Below are 4,520 nucleotides of genomic sequence, written 5' to 3'. Positions count from 1 at the left end.
GCGCCCAGCAGATCACCTGCCAGCCGCCGAGCTTGCGCGACAGCGCCGCTCCTTCGGCGTAGCCCAACCCGCAGGCAACGACGGCGGCAAGCATTAACCCGTCGCCGACCGGTGACGCGGTCACGCCTTGCGTCAGGGCAAAACCCGCGACGAGCGCGCTGCCCAGGCATGAGAACAGCCAGAAAGCCGGGCGCGGAGGGTCGCCGCCGCGCAGCACGCCGAAGATTGCGGTCGCCAGCGGCAGCAGGCCGACGAAGATGATGGAATGCGCGGCGGTGACATGTTTGAGCTCCAGCGCCGTGAGCAACGGGAAGCCGACCACGACTCCAAGCGCGACGACGACGAGCGAAACCAGGTCCCCTCGCTCCGGGCGCTTCTCGCGGAACAGGAGCAGCATCGCGATCCCGAGCAGGCCGGCGATCGCCGCCCGGGCCGACGTCAGGAAGGTCGGGTCGAAATCCAGCACCGCCATACGCGTCGCCGGCAGCGACCCGCTGAAGATCAGCACGCCGATGAAGCCGCTGAGCCAGCCGTTGAAACTCTTGTCCATCATCCGCTCCGTTTGCGCTTCCGTATCGGGGCGGCGCATGGTGTTACCAGAGACAATGGAGTACAATTTCGCAAAACTGTAATGGTCTGCGGGGAAGTACAGATGGACAGGCCTGACCCGAATGCAGGCGGCCGAACGCTCGTCGAAACGGTCATGTCGGCCATCCGGCAGCGGATCGCGGCGCGCGTCCTGACGCCTGGCGCGCGCCTGCCGTCGATCCGCGCCTTCGCCGGCATCATGCAGGTGTCGAAGTCGACGGTGGTCGAGGCCTACGAAAGGCTCGCGGCGGAAGGCATGATCCGCTCGCGGCCCGGTTCCGGCTTCTATGCCGCCGGCCCGCTCGCGCCGCTGTCGCTGGCCGAGATCGGCCCGCGCCTCGACCGCGCCGTCGATCCGCTCTGGGTCTCGCGGCAGTCGCTGGAGGCGGGCGGCGAGACGCTGAAACCCGGCTGCGGCTGGCTGCCGGCCTCCTGGATGCCGCAGGCCTCCTTGCGCCGGGCTTTGCGCGGCGCCGCCCGAACCGACGATGCAGCGCTCGCCGATTACGGCACGCCGCTCGGACTGCCGGCGCTGCGGCAGTTGCTGCCCGCCGCCTCTCGGCGCACGGTGTCGAGGCTTCGCCCGACCAGATCATGCTCACCGAATCCGGAACACAGGCGATCGACCTGTTGTGCCGCTTCCTGCTCGAGCCGGGCGACACGGTACTGGTCGACGATCCATGCTATTTCAATTTCCATGCGCTTCTGCGCGCCCATCGGGCCAAGGTGGTCGGTGTCCCCATGACGCCTTCGGGGCCCGACATCGATCTTTTCGCGCAAGCGCTCGCCGAGCACCGGCCGCGCCTCTACATCACCAACTCCGCGCTTCACAATCCGACCGGCGCGGCGCTCTCGCCGGTCGTTGCGCACCGGCTTCTCAAGCTCGCCGATCAGTCGGACCTCGCCATCATCGAAGACGATATCTTCGCCGATTTCGAGCACACGCCGGCACCACGGCTGGCGGCCTTTGACGGCCTCGGCCGCGTCGTCCAGATCGGCTCCTTCTCCAAGACGCTTTCGGCTTCGGTGCGTTGCGGCTTCATCGCCGCGCCACGTGACTGGATGGAAGGGCTGATCGACCTCAAGATCGCCACCTCTTTCGGCGGCGGGCGGCTCTCCTCCGAACTGGTGCTGACCCTGCTGAAGGACGGCAGTTACCGCAAGCATGTCGAACAACTGCGCGCCCGCCTGGCCAGCGCCATGGCCGAAACCGCCGGCAAGCTGACAGCGATGGGCATCACGCCCTGGATCGACCAGCCCACAGGCATGTTCCTATGGTGCCGCCTGCCCGACGGCATCGACGCCGCCGACATCGCTCGTCACGCCCTGGCGGAAAATGTCGTGCTGGCGCCCGGCAATGCCTTCAGCCTGTCGCATACCGCCGGCCGGTTCATGCGCTTCAACGTCGCCCAATGCGGGGATGAACGCATTTTCAGGGCGCTCGAAAAAGCGATGGCAAAGGGAGGAAATGCGCCCCTGGACAGCGCTGCTTAGGTTGCTGCCCGCTTGCGGCGCTCATACATCATCACCAGCGTCTCGGCGGTCAGCGCTGGCTTCTGCTCGCCTTCGATCTCGACGGTGTTCGCGGCCTTCATCAGATACTGGCCGGGGCCGCGGTCCTCCATGGAAAGCAGCGTCGTGCGCAGCCTGATGCGCGCGCCGGATTTCACCGGCGCAAGGAAGCGCACCTTGTCGAAGCCATAGTTGAAAGCGGCTTGCGTGTTTTCCGGCACGATGCCCATCTCCAGCGCCAGCGCCCCGATGATCGACAGCGTCAGGTAGCCATGCGCGATCGTCGTGCGGAACGGGCTCTGCCGTTTGGCGCGTTCGGGATCGACATGGATCCACTGATGGTCGCCCGTGCATTCGGCGAACTGGTCGATGCGCTGCTGGTCGACCGTCGTCCAGTCCGACACGCCGACCTCCTGGCCGGCCATTGTGCGCAACTGCTCGAAGGTCGGCGGCGTTCTCGGCCGATTTTCCGTCATTCCTGCTTTCCCGGTGGCTCCCTGCCCGTCTCCCGACCACGAACCGGCGGCTCCTGTCAATTCGCGGCGCCCCGATTTCGTTCCCAGATGGGATTTCGCTCATAGAGTTGACGGTTTTACGGCAGGCAGAGACCGTGTAGCCGCGCCCGTCGGTTGTTCAAATGCCTGAATCGATGCGGAAAACTGGAACAGGTATGCCAGATGTTCACTTCTTGTCATAGCCGGCGCGGATTTCCGCCATTGCATCCTTGATCCTGTCGCGCAGGATTTCGATCGATTCGGTGCCCGACTTCTTGACGATCTCGGCCACCTCGCCGGCATTCTTCAGCGTCGTCTCGAAGGATTTCCTGGCGAATTCCACCTGCTTCGTCATCAACTCCTGCGGATGGCCCGGAACCTGGTAGTTCTGCGCCATCCGGGTGATTTCGCTGAGCGCGTCCTGCACCATCTCGCGCTGCCGCGACAAAACCGAGGACGCGCCGGCAGCACCTGCCCTGGCCGACTTTTCAAGAGCCTCGAGATTCTTGCGGTGGTGATCGAGGATTGCCTGAACGTCGACATTCGGCAGCTTCAGGTCGCGGCCGAATTTGCTGAACATATCCAGGAAAGAGTCGGATTCCGGTCGTTTCGCCATATCATCGCCTCCCGATCAGCCGCGCTTGCGGCGCCCTAAGGAGAGAATAGTGCACGGCCGGCCCGCGTCAATTGACGAGAAACAGCCGCTCCGCCGTGTAAAGCACCAAACCGGCCAAGCCGCCGATCACCATGCCGTTGAAGCGGATATATTGCAGGTCCTTGCCGATGTTCATCTCGATCAGCCGCGTCAACTGGGCCAGATCCCAGCGCTTGACCTGGTCGGCGATGAATTTCGACACACCGCTCTTCTGGCTCTCGACGAACGAAGCGAGCGCGACGACGAAGCCCTGGTTCATGTCGGCCCTGATCTGCGCATCGTCGGCCAGATGCCGGCCGACCTCGACGAACATATTGGCAAGATGCTCGCGGATCGCCGAATTCGGCGCGTTGGCGTCCTGCTCGATGAACAGGCGCAGACTGGCCCACGTGTCTCCGGCCAGCGCCCTGACTTCCGGACGGCCAAGGAAATCGCGCTTCAGCTTCTCGGCACGCCTTGCATATTGCTTGGACGTCCGCAGCCGTTCGATGAACGCAAACGCGAAACGGTCGAATTCGGCGCGCATCGGATGATCGGGATCGGCCCGCACCTCCTCGAGCAGCGACCCCGCGGAAGCGACGATCTTCTTCAACAGATAGGCATCGGCGCGGAACAGGTTGAACAGCGACGGTAATTCCTCGCGGATCTTTTCGCGCATCGCCGCCAGGGCCTTCTCGTCATTCAGGAAACGCCCGACCACCCTGATGAACTCGTCGAACAGCCTTTGATGGCGGCGGTCGTCGATGAGCGCCGACAGCAGCTCCGCGGCTAAAGGCGCCAGCGGCACCTTTTCTATCTGCTCCAGCAAGCGGCTGGTGACGAAGTCGCGCAACCCGGACTGCTCCACCGCGGCAAGCGTCTGCGGCACCAGCCGCGCGACGAATCGCGACAACCCCGCTGCGCGTTCGGTATCGGCAAGCCAGTCGGCGACGAGACCGGCAAAATCGACCTCGGCGAGTTTTTCCCGCACCGGCTCCGGCGCGAGGAAATTGGCTTCGATGAAACGGCCGAGATTGTCGGCGATGCGGTGCTGGTTCTCCGGGATGATGGCGGTGTGCGGGATCGGCAGGCCAAGCGGCCGCTTGAAGAGCGCCACGACGGCATACCAGTCGGCCAGGCCGCCGATTGTCGCCGCCTCGGCAAAGGCGGCGACGAAACCGAGCCATGGATGGCTGCCCTGGAAAGACGTGGCGAGCCCAAAGACAAGGATGCATAGGCCAAGCGCCGCGGCGGCGATGAACTTGATCCGCCGCAACGCCGAGAGCTTTGCC

The 4,520-nt window shown here is 64.6% G+C and carries 4 protein-coding genes and 1 pseudogene; 1 reads left to right on the top strand and 4 read right to left on the bottom strand.

Annotation, left to right across the window (positions count from 1 at the left end):
- On the bottom strand, window positions 1-550 hold a 550-nt coding region (locus EOA29_RS26185), incomplete at its 3' end, for a DMT family transporter (RefSeq protein WP_145969803.1).
- 102 nt (window positions 551-652) lie between these two features.
- Here EOA29_RS26185 and EOA29_RS26180 point away from each other — a divergent pair.
- A pseudogene (locus tag EOA29_RS26180) lies at window positions 653-2,082 on the top strand (PLP-dependent aminotransferase family protein).
- Here EOA29_RS26180 and EOA29_RS26175 read toward each other — a convergent pair.
- The 3 genes from EOA29_RS26175 to EOA29_RS26165 form a co-directional block, all read right to left on the bottom strand.
- Window positions 2,079-2,576: a MaoC family dehydratase gene (locus tag EOA29_RS26175; protein ID WP_126093356.1), complete on the bottom strand. Its 498-nt coding sequence runs from the start codon at window positions 2,574-2,576 to the stop codon at window positions 2,079-2,081. The pseudogene EOA29_RS26180 and the gene EOA29_RS26175 sit on opposite strands and share 4 nt — an antisense overlap.
- 205 nt (window positions 2,577-2,781) lie before the next feature.
- Window positions 2,782-3,210, bottom strand: a complete 429-nt coding sequence (locus EOA29_RS26170) for a phasin family protein (RefSeq protein ID WP_126093355.1) — start codon at window positions 3,208-3,210, stop codon at window positions 2,782-2,784.
- Between the two features lie 67 nt (window positions 3,211-3,277).
- The coding region (locus EOA29_RS26165; protein WP_145969802.1) for a DUF445 domain-containing protein at window positions 3,278-4,520 on the bottom strand (1,243 nt) is incomplete at its 5' end.

Source organism: Mesorhizobium sp. M1E.F.Ca.ET.063.01.1.1 (assembly GCF_003998155.1).
GTDB lineage: Bacteria > Pseudomonadota > Alphaproteobacteria > Rhizobiales > Rhizobiaceae > Mesorhizobium.
This window is presented reverse-complemented; position numbering and strand designations above follow the sequence as displayed.